Consider the following 12,916-nt stretch of genomic DNA (forward strand, 5'->3'; position numbering starts at 1 on the left):
ACTGTGGAGACCGCTTATGTCTGCGTCCGTCGCCCCGCGCCGTGCCGGCATTCTGCCGCCTTATTTGCTGGACCATGTGGCGCAGGCGGCGCCCGAGCATGCACGCCACTGCGCGCAACTGTCCCGCCACATCACCGCGTTCCTGCGGCAGCAGCGTGCGCGGGGCCTGCTCGCACGCGCAGAGGCGCTCGCTGCGGATGCCGCACCGGCCACGCACGCGGTGCGGCGGCGTATTTACGATGCGCAACACGGCACCGCATTACCCGGCACCCTGGTGCGCGACGAAGGCGCTGCAGCCACCGACGATGTGGCGGTGACCGAAGCGTATGACTATCTCGGTGCCACACATGATTTCTTCCAGACGGTGTACGGGCGCAACTCGATCGATGGCGCGGGCATGCCGTTGATCGGCAGCGTGCATTACGAGCGCGGCTACGACAACGCATTCTGGGATGGCGAGCAGATGGTGTTCGGCGATGGCGACGGCGAGGTCTTCAATCGCTTCACCATCGCCATCGATGTGGTCGGCCATGAGCTCACGCATGGCGTCACCGAGCGCAGCGCCAATCTGATTTATCAGGGGCAATCGGGTGCATTGAACGAATCGGTCTCGGATGTGTTCGGGGTGCTGATCAAGCAATACACATTGCGCCAGAGCGCAAGCGAGGCCGACTGGATCATCGGCGCCGGCTTGTTGATGCCCGGCATTAACGGTGTGGGCCTGCGCTCGATGCAGGCGCCCGGCACCGCGTACGATGACCCTGCACTGGGCAAAGATCCGCAACCGGCCACCATGGCCGGCTACGTCAACACGCAAGAGGACGATGGCGGCGTGCATTACAACTCCGGCATTCCCAATCACGCGTTCTATCGCGCTGCGGTGGCGATCGGCGGCGCGGCGTGGGAGACAACCGGCCGCATCTGGTACCGCACGCTCACCGGTGGCGAACTGGCTGCGGGTGCGGACTTCGCCACCTTTGCCGCGCGCACTGTCAGCGTCGCCAGCGCCGATTACGGCGCCACCAGTGTGGAGACACTCGCCGTGCAACAGGCCTGGCGCGACGTGGGCGTGCTGGCATGAGCCCACAGCGGCCGCCGGTGGAGTTGGGCGTAACCCTGCGGCTTGCACGCGAGGGCGGCGTGGCCGCGTTCCCGGCCATGCGCCGCGAGCGGCAACTGGTGATGGATGAACTGGACGATGCGCAGCGCCTGCACCTGCGCACGTTGCTGGACCAATGCCTGGTGCATGCACTGCCGCGCCCGCAGGCCGGTGGCGGCGACCGACGCTATTTCAGCATCGCCTGGGACGGTGCCAGCGAGCCGTTGCGCATTCCCGAAGAGCACGCCCCGGCCGAAATCGTGCGGCTGTGGAAACAGGGCACGCTGTAGCGCGGCTGTGCCGCAGTGACAGTGCCCGCTAACCAGCGCGCGTGCCCATCACCACACACAAGCGAAGACACCGCGCAATGCGCGGTGTCTGTCGTGAAAGATGGTCCAACTGCGGATGCCTGCACCCTTTAAGCTGCCTAGATGCTCTAGGGCTGCACAGCTGGTGACGCATAGTGGTCCCCGCTGCGTTAGCGTGATGTGCAGCGCAGCGGTCAATCTGAAGACACGCCACGCACTGCTGCACTGCGGCAGCTTCTCGCGCCCGCATTGCCGCCGCGACCGGCTTCGCGGATAGTCGCAGCACTGCTCAGACAAATTCCCATGACGCCCGTGATTGTGTTGCTGCTTGCTGCCGGACTCCTTGCCGGCTTGGTACTCGCCGGTGTCATCGCCTGGCTGCTGCTGCGCCATCGTGCCCAAACGATCAGCGCAGCTGCCGCGCCCGGCACGGCTATCGCACCCACTCCGCACGCCGCGCCAGCGGTCACGCCGGAACTGGCGCCTGTGCGCGAGCAGACGCCAGCGCACACGCAGGCGCACACCGCTCCTGCACCGCAGCCATTGCCGTCCGGGCCGCCACCGATGCGCCCGTTGCTGCGGCGCATGTACGCCGCGGTGATGTCCACCCCGTCGCTGGCCGATGGCAGCCTGCCGGTCGATCCTGCGCAGGCCGATGTGCTGGCCGCGGTGGCCAGCGCGCTCGACCACGTCGACCTGCGGCCGCAGCTATTGCCGCGCCGCCCGCAGCTGTTGCCGCAGCTGATGCGTGCGGTCAACGACCCGGATGCCTCCGGCCGCGGCATCGCCGCGATCATCGCGCAGGACCCGGCGCTGGCCGCCAACCTGTTGCGCATCGCCAACAGCGCGCTGTATCGCCCGCAAGGCGGCCCGCTGGAAAGCCTGGAACGGGCGGTGGTGCATATCGGTACCGAGGGTGTGCGCCAGATCGTCGCCGCAGCGGTCATGCAGCCGGTGCTGAGCCTGGATGGCGGCCTGTATTCGCGCCTGCCGGCCGCAGTGTGGGATTACGCCCTGCGCACCGCCACTGCCGCGGCTGCCTACATGCGCGAGCGCGGCGGCGACACCTTGTCGGCGCAACTGGCCGGGCTGCTGCAAGGCCTGGGCGCGGTGGTGATCCTGCGCGTGTTGCGCGACACCTACGCCGAACGCCCGTCGCTGCCCTACAGCCTGGAGGTGGCCGCCGCCCTGGTCGAACGCCACACCGCCACGGTCGCCAAGACCATCGCCACCGCCTGGGAGCTGCCTGCCTCGCTGAGCACCGCGCTGGACGAGCAGCGCCCCGAACACGACACCACCCTGCTGGCCACCTCGCTCGGCATGGCGCTGCGTTACGGCCGGCTGGCCGCCGCGCTGGCCATGCTTGCCCGTCACGGCGCCGAGCATCAAGACCACGCGCTGAGCGTGCTGGCCACGTTGGAACCGGACAACGAGGCCAACGCCGCGTTGTGGCAGCGGCTGGTGGCGTCCAGCGTGGAGTGATGGCCGGCCGGTGACGCAACGCGTCTGAAACACGCGTACAGCGCAGCGATCGATGCACGCTTCTGCGCAGGTATCGCGAAGGGATTGTCAGCGTGCATGCGGATCCATCTCATCCATGCAAGCGCCCACGGCGAACGAAGCAGTCGCTTAAAACTGGCAGGCGTCATGTGGGGTCGGCTTGTGCGCGGTGCCGCATCCAGTGTCGGGACACGCCGTGAATCCGTCCGTGGAGGCTCAATGGCGGCATCCATGCCGCCACATGGTCCCGACACCGGATACGACACCACGCCTCCACTCTTCACGGCAGCCGATTGGCAGGCAATGCCTTCGCTTTTTCCATCAGCCACCGACAACATCCGAAGGTGCTTGCACGCGTACCGGCGTGGGACCTTACGCGGCATGGATGCCGCGTAAGAGCCTACACGGACGTACTTGCGGCGTGTCCCACGCCGGTACGCGTGCAAGCGCCCGCAGCAGACCGAAGCACTCGCACAAAACCGGCAGACCTAGTGCCAAGGCAAACCGCAAACACTCGTACACCGAAGTCGAATGCCTAATCTGCTTCCAAGCTTGAACCACGCAGCGGTAATTAAAAATAATCACCACGCAAAAAAACACCGGACCATCCCTAGATGGCCCGGTGGAGAGCGAGTCCTGGCATCCTTCGCCGAGAAGGGGTCACCCCGGTTGCTTGCTCAGTGTCACTCCTAACTCGGCATACCTTGGGACCAAGGACGCCTTGCAGCAGGCGACGGTTCCCCAACCGTCAACCTGACACCTCGACAGGCGGTCTCACACCCCAACAACCGGGTCGATCACAACGGGATCGGTACGGCGACCGGCACGCCCGGCGGCGAACGCGATGCCCGCGCCCAGGATCAACAACACCAGGGTGCTCCAGGCCGCACGCGAGATGCCGCGTGCGGCGACATCGCCGGCCTCGCGCGCCTTCTGCTCGGCGGTGCGCTTGAGCGCTTCGTATTGGGCCACAGCCTTCTGGTAGCTCTGCGCGTAGTTGTCGGCAATCTGCTCGGCTTCTGCACGCGACTTACCGGTGCGCGCCACGATCAGGTTGATCAACGCATCGCGATCGGCCGCATCGATAGCCGGCTTGGCCTGCGCACGCACACGGTCGAACCACGCGGCCAGTTCGTCCGAGGCGGCCTGCGGGGTCTGCGCCGCATCGGTGGCGGTGGCCTTGCCGTCGTCGCTCGCATTCGCTGCCTGATCCTTCAGACGCTCAGGATCGAGTTCGGCCTTGCCGGTCTGGCGCAGCACCGTGTCCAGCTGGCCGCGCAGGTCGCCCCAATCCAGCGCGATACCCTGCTTCTTCAATTCATCCTGCACCCCATTGCCCAACGCTGGCGCCGCAGCGGCGATGCCCTGCCCGGTCAGCGACAAGCCCTTGCCGACCACGCCCGACACCGCGTCTACCGCGTTGCTGGCCAGCGCCGCCACCAACCAGGTGGTGATCAACGAGGTCACCGCCCAGCTCAACAGACCGTGCAACCCGCCGCGTACCGTGGCCAGGCGGCCGGCGACGAATGCGCCTACGCCGATCGAGAGCAACGTGCTCAACGCCAGCCAGATACCCGCACCGGTGCCCAGCCCGCTGACCGGGTTGGCTTCACGCAGCGGGTCGATGGTGGAGGCACCGATCGCGGTGCCCAACACGCTCAACGTCAGATAGGTCACCAGCGCGAAGGTGCAGCCGGCGAGCACGGCGCCCCACGACATCCGGGGGGCGAGAGTGGACTGGCGAACGACCTGTGCCATGGGAGTGCCTCACAACGGTAGAAATGGGCGCTCAGTGTGGAAGGCGTACTGCGCCCATGCCTGAGCCGAATGCACCAGTGCGGCTAGTGCATTCGCGTCAGGCAGCGGCTACCGTGTGCCGCCACCCTTGGTTTCCATTGCCTGGTTTCCATCGCCGTTGTTACCCGAGGTCACCCCATGTCGTCAGCGAGTGAAACCGCGCCGCCCAGCAGCCCGCCGCAGTCCACCAACCGCCGCCAGCTGCAGCAGATCATCACCGGGCTGAGCGAGGGCGTGATCCTGGTCGAGCCGGATCAGTCCATCACCTGGGCCAACGAGGCCGCGCTGGCCATGCATGGCGCACGCGTGCTGGAAGACCTGGGCGCCACGGTGAGCGAATACCGCGAACGCTTCCAGCTGCGCTATCGCAACAACCATCGCCTGAGCGCCGGCAATTACCCCATCGACCGTGTCATCGCCGGCGAAGTCTTCAACGATGTGGTGGTGGAAGTGGTGCGCGCCGGCACTGAGGAGCAATGGGTGCACCGCGTGCGCAGCCTGGTGCTGACCGACGCACAAGGCGCGCCGGATTGCCTGGCGCTGATCGTCGCCGATGCCAGCGACTGGGCCAGCGCCGAGCAACGCTTCGAACGCACCTTCAACGCCAACCCGGCCCCGGCGCTGATCTGCCGGCTCGCCGATCAGCGCTATATCAAGGTCAATCAGGGCTTTGTGGAAATGACCGGCTACACGCGCGAAGCGGTGGTGGGCAAGAGCGTGTTCGAGGTGGATGTGCTGGAACTGGCCGACCGCCGCGAACTGGCGCTGGAACGCCTCAACGAGGGCACCACCATCCCGCAGATGCAGGCCGAACTCAGCCTGCCCGACGGCACCACCAAGATGGTGGTGGTGGCCGGCCAGCCGATCGAAATCGGCGAAGAAGCCTGCATGCTGTTCACCTTCATGGACCTGGAACCACGGCGTCGCGCCGAGGTGGCCTTGCGGCAAAGCGAAGAACGCTTCGCCAAGGCCTTCCGCATCACCCCGGTGCCCACGCTGATCTGCAATGCCGACACCTTGCAGATAGTGGAAATCAACGACGCGGTGGCGCAGACCACCCAATACGCCAGCGAAGACATCATCGGCAAACCCATCGAAGAGATCGGCCTGTTTCCCACTCGCCAGGCCTATCAGCAGTTCTGCCACGCGCTGCAGCAAAGCGGCAGCATGCTCAATGTGGAATACCCCATCGCGCGCAAGGATGGCGAGCAGCTCGATTGCCTGATCTCGGCCGAAACGGTGAGCATCCACGGCGTGCCGTGTTACCTGTTGTCGCTGATGGACATCACCGACCGCAAACGCACCGAGATGGAATTGGTCGCCGCCATCGAAGAAGTGATGCAGGACGCCTCCTGGTTCAGCCAGACCTTGCTGGAAAAGCTCGCCAACGTGCGCCGCGCCAATCGCCCCAGCCAGGCACAGAGCTGCGGCATCGCCGAACTGACCGGACGCGAGCGTGACGTGTTGGGCCTGCTCGCCGAAGGCCTGGCCGACAAGGAAATCGCCCAGCAACTCAGCGTTGCGCCCAACACCGTGCGCAACCACGTGGCCGCGCTGTATTCCAAGATCGACGTGCACAGCCGCGGCGAAGCCATCGTGTGGGCACGCGAGCGCGGCTTTGCCGGCCGCAGCGCCAAAAAGCCCGCGCGCAAGGCCTGACAGGCAGTAGCTGGGCCGGATGCACTAGCCGCCCTGGTGCATCCGCATGTGGGCAGGCACCGCGCGGGCCGACACCATGCTCACACCGGCCCGCACAGACTAAGCCGGTTCCCCAACTACGAGAAACGTCCCATGGATAAGAACCGTATCGAAGGTACCGCCAAGCAGGTCAAGGGCTCGGTCAAGGAAGCCATCGGCCGCGTTACCGGCGACAAGAGCACCGAGCTGGAAGGCGCCGCCGAAAAGAACATCGGCAAGGTGCAGAGCAAGGCCGGCGAAGTGGCCGACAAGGTGCGCGACGCCTCCAAGTCGACCAAGTAACTCCATTGGCCGAGTCATATCGGCCGAGTAGGGTTCGATTGCGTTGCTGGCAGGCATTGCCTCTGCCGCGCTGAGGCAATGGTTTGGCTGTCTTGTGTAACGCGCTGCTTCGCAGCGTTATTTCGCAAACGGCGCTACCGAGTTTTAGTGATAGATCGCACCAGCGCCCCGACTTGATCGGGGCGTTGGCGTTTGTGAGGCTGGAATGAGTTACACCACCCTTGAATGAGGCGATCTGACTTTCGAAAGCAAGCAACGACAAAAAGCCGCTTGCCGACGCGATGCAGCACCGAGGCGACGAAGAACGTCCCGCCCCCCCGTGGCTTGCGTTCATGCAGGCCGATACGTTTGCGCCATAAAGCCGCTCGGGAAGATCTCTGAGCTGATCAATGAGAGTGGCATCGGCGCGGGCAGGTCGCAGAAAATCGGTGCGCCCCTGCCCAGCAGGATCGGATAAATGCCCAGAACATATTCGTCGACCAAATTGTGGGCAATGAGGCTGCGCGCAAATGCCGCGCCACCGTGGGCGACGATCGGCTTGCCATCCTGCGCCTTGAGTGTGGCCACTTCATCGGCCAACCCGCCGCTGGCTACATACGCCTGCGCCCAGCTTTCTGCACCAGCCTGCAGCTGCCCGCCGGGCGTCATGTTGACCAGTGCTTGCGCATCGGTGAGTGCCTTGGCGGCAGCTTCCAATATGGCCGGACCCCGCGTCGAAAAGACCGCTTTGGGAATCTGGTTCATCGGTGGTGCGAATGGGGAGGTGGCGGTCGGCCAGAAACCGGCCATGCCCTGAAAGACGCCGCTGCCCATGAGGTGCAGGCTGGCATTCCAGGCCATTTCCACCTTCCAGGCGATGGCTTGCTGGTCGCCGTTGAACACCCAATCGATCTCGCCAGCCGGGCCGCTGACAAAACCGTCCAGCGACACCGACATCATCAGTTTCAGTTCTCGCATTGCGTTCTCCTGGCGCTCGTGAACCAAGCCACGGGTTGATCAACGGCTGCAGCGATGGCCAGTCTTCACTACCACGACGGATGGACGGGTGCGACATCTTCATCGATACCGGTGTTGAACGTATCTGCAATCGACGCCTTAGACGAACGCCTCAAAGTCATGCGGACTCCCTGGCTTGCCTCCTAAACGCTTGGCTTGCGCCCGCGTGAAGCAGGCCGCTTCGCGACGCTGTCGCCGTACTGCTGCCACCATGCGGTCAGCGCTTCCATGGTTGGCCCAAGTCCATGCGCCTTCGGCGTGATGGCGTATTCCACGCGCGGCGGTACCTGCGCAAACACCGTGCGTGTGACCAGGCCATCTGCTTCCAGCTCGCGCAACTGCGCCGTCAGCATATGTTGGGTGATACCGGGAATCGCTTTGCGTAACTCGCCAAAGCGATACAACCGCTGATTCAGCAGCCACATGATTTCCAGCTTCCATTTGCCTGACAACAACGCAAATGCACGGCGCATCTCTTCGTGCATGTTGCGCTCGCCTTTATCAATGGTCTGCTTTTCCATACTAAGCCCTGATGATTCATCCTACTTTTCAATAGGCATCTTAGGCGACATTCTGATTGCCGGTCGTATTCGCATATTGACTGGCAAACACCATGAGCATCTCTGTCTACTGGATCAGTACCGCCCTGCTGTGCCTGCTGTATCTCGCCTCTGCCTACATGTATCTGGCCAAGGGTGAGTTCGTGCGCAAGGCACAGGCCGAGCTGGGGTATTCGGCGCCGTTGCTGGTGCCCTGGATGATCGCCATCAAGATTCTGGGCCCGGTGGCGATTGTGTGGCGTTTCAACACCGCACTGAGCGATCTTGCCTACGCCGGCATGTTCTACCACCTGCTGTTGTCCGGCATGGCGCATCTGGGTGTGCGCAAGCCCAAGGGCGCGCTACCGGCCGTGCTGGGCCTGCTCTTTCTGCTCGCCTCGTTCGGCACGCAAAACACCGCGCGCCAGCCGCCTTCGCCGTATGCGCCGACGGCAGCGGCCATCCACGCAACGCTGCAGTGATTCGACACCCGGTTGAGCGCTATCGGCTGGGCCGCTACAACGCGCACGGCCCAGCCAGCACCCTCACCCTCGCGCCAACTCGAGGTGAGCGAACAGACAGGACAGTGGTTGGCCGATGGGTGGGCGGGTGACTACCCAGGTTTCTGCCAGTTCGGATTGTCCCCCAGTTTCGGATAGTGCCTGACCAGTGTGTGCAGTGCGTCGGCCAATGCGAGGGGATCTCCGCGTAATACTTTGACAGTGTCCAAGACGCCTCGTGGCAGGGGCGCCATTTCCGTCAGGTTTTTAAGAAGATTCAGGATGCGTCTGCCGTGTTCTTCGTTCGGCGCATCGTATGTCTCCTCGATCCCGGACACCATGTTGGCAACCTGCACTGCCACGTCTTGCTTGAGGATCAGGCCCTCCTGGAGCTGCAAGAACCTTTCATCGCCGCCTGCCCTGATCACCTGGATCTCAAGATCGACATCTGCTACGAACTGCCGCATCTTTTTGAACATGGCGCGGCCTGCGTCTTGCTCGCTGCCTTCAGCAGGCGGCTCGGCTGCGCCTGGATGTGCGTTATGGATGGCAATCCGATGCTGGATCTGCCCAATTTTTTCAGCGATGTCGTCGCTACCACCAACGGCTCTTTTTCCAAGCGCGCAATCACTCATGCGCTTGAGTAACTTGAATGCTGATGTGTGCTCAGCATGAAGGGCTTCGTTAGCGAGGAGGGGACCAATCTTATCGAGCAACGTGTGTGCCATCTCCTGCATCCTGACCAGCACGCGAGTTTCCAAGCCCGATCGCTGTGGTCGCATTGGCTGTGACGTCGTGGGCCGTGATGGGGTTGCCGGCCGCGACGGGCGCTGCGGGCGACGCTGCAGTCCCTGCAATGGCGACTGATCCGGCCGGGGTGTCGATGGCGCGGGCCGCGGCGGCGTTACCTGGGGCGTGTGTTCTTGCTGCGTGTAGGTCACTGGCGCATGAGTGCTACTGACATTGTTTGAAAAACAGTTTCCCATCGCTTTTGCCAATACTTCAATGTTGGGCGGCAAGTAGACCAGGGCCACTCCCGGCAGTGCGCAAGCAGACGCGAATGAACGATTGTGCATCCGAAGCTACGCCCTGCTGGTCAGCAATGCGTCAGGGCCGTGTCATCACAGAGCAGGCGCGCAGCCACGAGCAAGGCGAGCACGTGCGTCTCGCCCCCCGCTTGAGGCTACCTGCTAACGCTGTCCGGATCGGCTCTTGGCCCTGCGTTGGCGGCCACCGACTTGGCGACGTCGTTGGACATCATCGGCCTGACGCTGCCTATCGCATTCTTCCAGGTCGCATTGCCGGCAATATTGGCCATTACCGTCGTGTCCAGCAGAAATGATTCCTGTCCGGTTTCCGTGTAACTGGTGACACAGGAACGCCTCAGCGTCTGCGAGCAAAGCGACCCCGTGGAGGACACGTTCTCATCCAGTGGCGCGAACACCAGATCGCCGGGTGTACTGGCGATAGGGAAGAAGTATTGGCCCTCTGAATTGAAGTAGTTACCTTCGGCCAACAGGTTGACGTCCCTTGACGCAGTGGCGCCAAAATAGAAGTTGGACGTATACAGATTGTTCACCAGATGAATCATGCCACCCGTGCCGATTTCCGGCGAACGCCCTGCGGTGGCGTGGAAGTGATTCGCCAGCAAGGTGATTTCTTCAGCTTCGCCGATCAGCAGCATGATCCAGGAGCTTCGGCCGTTGCAGTAGTGCCCATACGCGGTCTCGCCATCGAACATGTTGTTGGAAATGGTGACTGCCTTGGCCGGCCCCCAGCCCGTCACGATCATCTGCCGGCCGATCCGTGCGAACGCGTTGTGGTCGATCCAGATCCTGCTTGCGTTATCGATGCTGATCGCATCGCCGCCAAAGACGATCCCCTCATTGAGATCGGTGATCGACAGGTTCCGCACGATGATGTTCGATACACCGCCGGTCATCGACAAGCCCGTGCCCTTTATCCCCGCCGATGCCCCCAGACCGATCAGCGTCTTGTTCGAACCCACGGACAGCAATGACTTCGCTGCGTTGTCGTAGGTCAATGGGAACGTTGTACGACCGCTGCAGTATGACCCGTTGTCCAGAACCCGCTCCTGCTTCCCGCTCGGCTCCGCACACTGTCTGTCAGCGTAAACGCAGCCCGTTGTGGACGTGGTTCCCTGCGTTGCCGTGAAGTCGATGACGGTGTTCAGGCGGATGATGCGAGGCGTGTCGTCTATGCAGGTATAGCCCTGGTAACGCTGGCACAAGGCATTCTTGAGCTCTGCCGGTGTCGAGACATCGACCACCTCGCCCCCCGTGCCTCCGGTGGTTCCCGCGCCGAAGCCGACCGGCTCGCTTGCCAGTGCCGCGGTTGTCGTCCCAGCCAATAGCGTGACGGTGGAGAACACGGACCCCATGACCGAACGTCTTGAGAAGATTTGCCGCTTGATGACATCGATCATGAAGAACCTCGCGTTGGGGGCGCTGTGTTGTGGGTGATGCGCGTTTGTCTGCAATCGGCGCCGTGCCGTGTGACTCGCGTCTGCTGTCGCTGCCTGATGCAACACTAGGGGAATTCTCGCGTTGGGTCCCCGTCGCGCGTCACAGTCGTTGGCGCGCAAAGAGAACCCGAGGAGACGGGAGCGAAGAGCAGGGAACAGAGTCTTAACAGGATGACGTGGCGCACCCTGCGTCTGCTTCAATCGCTCTTGATCTTTTTCAGCTCTCGCCTGAAAACGAAGCCAACCTAGAACGTGTATGCGATAAGGCGCTGATCTCATCCCGGTGCAGTCAGACCGCGCTGACGCCGACCCAAACGCGTGTCACCAGTACATAGCCGGTCAGCGCCAGCGTTGCAAAAACAACACCATTGGCGATGAGGTGAGATCGGTTGCTGCGGCTGTCAGCTTCGGCACGTTGCACTGCCTGTGCCCGATTAACACGGTAAAGCAAGAACGCCAAGCCAACCGTGATGACTGCACTACAGGCGAAGGCGGCGGGGTGATGGGAGATGAGGTAGCTCTGCAAGAATTTCCCGTGACTCGGAACTGCAGCCTCCCAGCCAGCAGGGAGTGATTTACCTTGAAGATCGAGCGCAGCAATGGGTTTGGCTCCAAGGAACATGGACGCGGCAAAAAAGGAGACAAGCAACGGCGGCCATAGCAGCAGCTCAAGTATGTATAGGAGTGGGAACTTCATATTTTTCAGCATAGTGTCTGGTCATCCCGACCTGATAATCAGTAAATTGAACAATCGAGCTTTCGCTCCGCATTGCGCTAAACGAACGTCTCGCGGCATCTGATCGAATGAGTACCAACCTATTGGTGACCCCGAGAAGCCGCATGCCGCTAACTTAGCCGAATAGCTAAGCGCAATGAACCGGGCCAGTGCCCGGCTGCTCGCGATGCACCGCCAACCTGCGCAGTGCAATGCCCTGGCGTTACTCACCCACCGCCGTGCCGGCGGCGGCGAGCGGTTCGCTGCCCTGTTGTTCCAGCCAGCGGCCGCGCAGGCGCAGCGTGGGCACGCGTTGGTCGCTGGCGGGGTAATAGCCGTAGCCGACGGTGCAGCGTTGTGGAGCGCGCGGCCGGCCGGGCCGGCGCGGTGTACGGGCGTCGGTGCGGGGTTGGGGTTGGGGTTGGGGATGGGCGTGCGCTCGACGTAGGGTCGCGGCTTGAGGCTTGGGTCGAGCGAGTGCCAGCCGATCTCGCAGGGGCGGCGGCACCGTGGCGCGCTTGCGCGCAGACGTGGGGCGGGGTGGGGATCGACGCATGACAAAGCCCTCCTTGACGAACAAGACCCGTCGCACGACGCAACGGGATGTCGGGAGGCATTTGGGACGCGGCAGCGCTCTCGCAGAAGTTGGAGGCCCTGGGTTATAAGCGCGGCGGGCAGCGCCCTTTCCAGGCTGGATGGCTACGCCAACACTGGCGCTCTATCAACGAAGGACAGCAAGGCTTTTCAGTCGCACTATTGCTTTATCAAACTGATGCGGAGAGTGGCTTGCGTGAATGCGCGCTTGGCGTGCAAATCGATGGAGGTGATGCCTGACGCCGCAGTCATATGGAATAGCGCCAGTTGCGTCAGTATCCACAGGTATGGCCGGTGATTTGCTAGATTACGACGGTCTCACTTCAGTGTATGGATCATGTCAATGAGGCCTACCAAAGCTGCAATGCTTTTGCTTACCTCGCTATGCGGGACTACGCTCTGT

The 12,916-nt window shown here is 62.9% G+C and carries 12 protein-coding genes and 2 pseudogenes; 7 read left to right on the top strand and 7 right to left on the bottom strand.

Annotated elements, in window-relative coordinates; genetic code table 11:
- The first annotated feature begins 16 nt into the window (after nucleotides 1–16).
- The 3 genes from NYR97_RS08000 to NYR97_RS08010 all read left to right on the top strand — a co-directional run bounded on the left by NYR97_RS08000 (nucleotide 17) and on the right by NYR97_RS08010 (nucleotide 2,889).
- Nucleotides 17–1,081, top strand: a complete 1,065-nt coding sequence (locus NYR97_RS08000) for a M4 family metallopeptidase (RefSeq protein ID WP_316697437.1) — start codon at nucleotides 17–19, stop codon at nucleotides 1,079–1,081.
- Complete coding sequence (locus NYR97_RS08005; RefSeq protein ID WP_115036813.1) at nucleotides 1,078–1,389, top strand: protealysin inhibitor emfourin; 312 nt, start codon at nucleotides 1,078–1,080, stop codon at nucleotides 1,387–1,389. Before NYR97_RS08000 ends, NYR97_RS08005 begins: the two co-directional genes overlap by 4 nt.
- A gap of 321 nt (nucleotides 1,390–1,710) precedes the next feature.
- Nucleotides 1,711–2,889, top strand: coding sequence for an HDOD domain-containing protein (locus tag NYR97_RS08010; RefSeq protein ID WP_316697438.1), 1,179 nt, complete (start codon nucleotides 1,711–1,713; stop codon nucleotides 2,887–2,889).
- A 792-nt stretch (nucleotides 2,890–3,681) separates the two neighbouring features.
- Here NYR97_RS08010 and NYR97_RS08015 read toward each other — a convergent pair.
- Nucleotides 3,682–4,665, bottom strand: coding sequence for a hypothetical protein (locus NYR97_RS08015; RefSeq protein ID WP_316697439.1), 984 nt, complete (start codon nucleotides 4,663–4,665; stop codon nucleotides 3,682–3,684).
- 177 nt (nucleotides 4,666–4,842) lie between these two features.
- Between NYR97_RS08015 and NYR97_RS08020 the strand changes: the two genes are divergently transcribed.
- Together NYR97_RS08020 and NYR97_RS08025 are read left to right on the top strand one after the other, a co-directional pair.
- Entirely contained in the window at nucleotides 4,843–6,363 is a 1,521-nt protein-coding gene (locus NYR97_RS08020; RefSeq protein ID WP_316697440.1) for a PAS domain S-box protein, read from the top strand.
- Nucleotides 6,364–6,495: 132 nt separating this feature from the next.
- Nucleotides 6,496–6,684, top strand: a complete 189-nt coding sequence (locus NYR97_RS08025; RefSeq protein ID WP_006451426.1) for a CsbD family protein — start codon at nucleotides 6,496–6,498, stop codon at nucleotides 6,682–6,684.
- 330 nt (nucleotides 6,685–7,014) lie between these two features.
- Here NYR97_RS08025 and NYR97_RS08030 read toward each other — a convergent pair whose 3' ends face one another.
- Both NYR97_RS08030 and NYR97_RS08035 read right to left on the bottom strand, forming a co-directional pair.
- Nucleotides 7,015–7,620: a dihydrofolate reductase family protein gene (locus NYR97_RS08030; protein WP_316697443.1), complete on the bottom strand. Its 606-nt coding sequence runs from the start codon at nucleotides 7,618–7,620 to the stop codon at nucleotides 7,015–7,017.
- A 203-nt stretch (nucleotides 7,621–7,823) separates the two neighbouring features.
- Nucleotides 7,824–8,201 carry a winged helix-turn-helix transcriptional regulator gene (locus tag NYR97_RS08035; protein WP_316697445.1) on the bottom strand — a complete coding sequence of 126 codons (378 nt, stop codon included), beginning with the start codon at nucleotides 8,199–8,201 and terminating at the stop codon, nucleotides 7,824–7,826.
- A 92-nt stretch (nucleotides 8,202–8,293) separates the two neighbouring features.
- Between NYR97_RS08035 and NYR97_RS08040 the strand changes: the two genes are divergently transcribed.
- Nucleotides 8,294–8,701 (top strand): DoxX family protein, encoded by a 408-nt coding sequence (locus NYR97_RS08040; RefSeq protein WP_316697448.1) that lies wholly within the window; start codon nucleotides 8,294–8,296, stop codon nucleotides 8,699–8,701.
- 131 nt (nucleotides 8,702–8,832) lie between these two features.
- Here NYR97_RS08040 and NYR97_RS08045 read toward each other — a convergent pair whose 3' ends face one another.
- The 4 genes and pseudogenes from NYR97_RS08045 to NYR97_RS08060 all read right to left on the bottom strand — a co-directional run.
- A complete protein-coding gene (locus tag NYR97_RS08045) occupies nucleotides 8,833–9,447 on the bottom strand; it encodes a hypothetical protein (protein WP_316697450.1) in 615 nt (204 codons plus the stop codon).
- Nucleotides 9,448–9,902: 455 nt separating this feature from the next.
- Entirely contained in the window at nucleotides 9,903–11,165 is a 1,263-nt protein-coding gene (locus tag NYR97_RS08050) for a pectate lyase family protein (RefSeq protein WP_316697452.1), read from the bottom strand.
- Between the two features lie 328 nt (nucleotides 11,166–11,493).
- Nucleotides 11,494–11,901, bottom strand: a complete 408-nt coding sequence (locus NYR97_RS08055) for a hypothetical protein (protein ID WP_316697453.1) — start codon at nucleotides 11,899–11,901, stop codon at nucleotides 11,494–11,496.
- Nucleotides 11,902–12,184: 283 nt separating this feature from the next.
- Nucleotides 12,185–12,475 (bottom strand): annotated as a pseudogene (locus tag NYR97_RS08060) (SymE family type I addiction module toxin); the annotation flags it as partial.
- Nucleotides 12,476–12,534: 59 nt separating this feature from the next.
- Here NYR97_RS08060 and NYR97_RS08065 point away from each other — a divergent pair.
- Nucleotides 12,535–12,753, top strand: a pseudogene (locus tag NYR97_RS08065) (hypothetical protein); the annotation flags it as partial.
- Between the last annotated feature and the right edge of the window lie 163 nt (nucleotides 12,754–12,916).

Source organism: Xanthomonas hydrangeae (assembly GCF_032697525.1).
Classification (GTDB): domain Bacteria; phylum Pseudomonadota; class Gammaproteobacteria; order Xanthomonadales; family Xanthomonadaceae; genus Xanthomonas; species Xanthomonas hydrangeae.

Bases quoted from the DNA above. Each gene is read 5' to 3' on its own strand.
- NYR97_RS08000 (WP_316697437.1), top strand. From the start codon at position 17: ATGTCTGCGTCCGTCGCCCCGCGCCGTGCCGGCATTCTGCCGCCTTAT.
- NYR97_RS08005 (WP_115036813.1), top strand. From the start codon at position 1,078: ATGAGCCCACAGCGGCCGCCGGTGGAGTTGGGCGTAACCCTGCGGCTT.
- NYR97_RS08010 (WP_316697438.1), top strand. From the start codon at position 1,711: ATGACGCCCGTGATTGTGTTGCTGCTTGCTGCCGGACTCCTTGCCGGC.
- NYR97_RS08015 (WP_316697439.1), bottom strand. From the start codon at position 4,665: ATGGCACAGGTCGTTCGCCAGTCCACTCTCGCCCCCCGGATGTCGTGG.
- NYR97_RS08020 (WP_316697440.1), top strand. From the start codon at position 4,843: ATGTCGTCAGCGAGTGAAACCGCGCCGCCCAGCAGCCCGCCGCAGTCC.
- NYR97_RS08025 (WP_006451426.1), top strand. From the start codon at position 6,496: ATGGATAAGAACCGTATCGAAGGTACCGCCAAGCAGGTCAAGGGCTCG.
- NYR97_RS08030 (WP_316697443.1), bottom strand. From the start codon at position 7,620: ATGTCGGTGTCGCTGGACGGTTTTGTCAGCGGCCCGGCTGGCGAGATC.
- NYR97_RS08035 (WP_316697445.1), bottom strand. From the start codon at position 8,201: ATGGAAAAGCAGACCATTGATAAAGGCGAGCGCAACATGCACGAAGAG.
- NYR97_RS08040 (WP_316697448.1), top strand. From the start codon at position 8,294: ATGAGCATCTCTGTCTACTGGATCAGTACCGCCCTGCTGTGCCTGCTG.
- NYR97_RS08045 (WP_316697450.1), bottom strand. From the start codon at position 9,447: ATGGCACACACGTTGCTCGATAAGATTGGTCCCCTCCTCGCTAACGAA.
- NYR97_RS08050 (WP_316697452.1), bottom strand. From the start codon at position 11,165: ATGATCGATGTCATCAAGCGGCAAATCTTCTCAAGACGTTCGGTCATG.
- NYR97_RS08055 (WP_316697453.1), bottom strand. From the start codon at position 11,901: ATGAAGTTCCCACTCCTATACATACTTGAGCTGCTGCTATGGCCGCCG.